Source organism: Microcoleus sp. S36b_A4 (assembly GCF_036700645.1).
GTDB lineage: Bacteria > Cyanobacteriota > Cyanobacteriia > Cyanobacteriales > Microcoleaceae > Microcoleus.
The window spans coordinates 2,501-3,524 of record NZ_JAUBPI010000172.1; the positions used below are offsets into that span (position 1 = coordinate 2,501).

Here is a 1,024-nt window from a genome sequence, read left to right on the forward strand (position 1 = left end):
CTCTTGTCAAACTCGCTTTCGCTTTGGCTGCAACCCATAGGGTCTTAACCTGCCACTGCCTATAACTCGCCGGCTCATGCTTCAACAGGCACGCGGTCAGACGTTAAATCGTCCTCCCACTGCTTGTAAGCTAACGGTTTCATGTTCTATTTCACTCCCCTTCCGGGGTTCTTTTCACCTTTCCCTCGCGGTACTGGTTCACTATCGGTCACACAGTAGTATTTAGCCTTACGAGATGGTCCTCGCTGATTCACACGGGATTTCACGGGCCCCGTGCTACTCGGGATACAGTCACGCTCTTTTCTACTTTCGACTACAGGACTTTCACCTTCTCTGGTGCAGCTTTCAACTGCTTTGTCTAGCTTGAAGATACGTTAATTGACTGTCCCACGACCCCAGAAGTAAAAACCTCTGGTTTAGGCTGTTTCCCGTTCGCTCACCACTACTTGGGAAATCGCTATTGCTTTCTCTTCCTCCAGCTACTAAGATGTTTCAATTCGCTGGGTTCGCTGCTATCAGTCTATGTATTCAACTGATGCTTACTGGGTTGCCCCATTCGGACATCTCCGGATCAATGCTTGCTTCCAGCTCCCCGGAGCTTATCGTCGGTCGCCACGTCCTTCTTCGCCTCTGTGTGCCTAGGTATCCACCGTTAGCCCTTTGTAACTTGACCACTTGATTTTTTCATGGTGGTCGCTTGTCAGATGCTCCGATTGCTCGGATGACTGACATGCTTTGATGACTTAATTTCTATGCAGTTTTCAAGGTTCTGACTAGAGTTCTAGACTCCAGCATTCCGACTTTCACTCTCGATAGTCTAGGTGCTGATTTCTATTTTTTGTAGTTGGTTGCAGTTAGTGAGAGTGGAGGTAAGCGGACTCGAACCGCTGACTTCCTGCGTGCAAGGCAGGCGCTCTACCAACTGAGCTATACCCCCACTAAGCAAGTTCTGATTTTGATTTTATGAGTCCTGAATTCATCTTTGATGATCCATTACTCATTACTGACAATTCATCACTTTTTT

1 tRNA gene and 1 rRNA gene (1 of these 2 only partly in view) are annotated in these 1,024 nt (G+C 47.7%); both read right to left on the reverse strand.

The features are described from left to right. A 23S ribosomal RNA gene (locus QUA03_RS28150) occupies nucleotides 1-673 on the reverse strand; it reaches 2,231 nt to the left of the window's first position. Nucleotides 674-864: 191 nt separating this feature from the next. Beyond that, a tRNA-Ala gene (locus QUA03_RS28155) sits at nucleotides 865-937 on the reverse strand. Nucleotides 938-1,024: the final 87 nt, after the last annotated feature.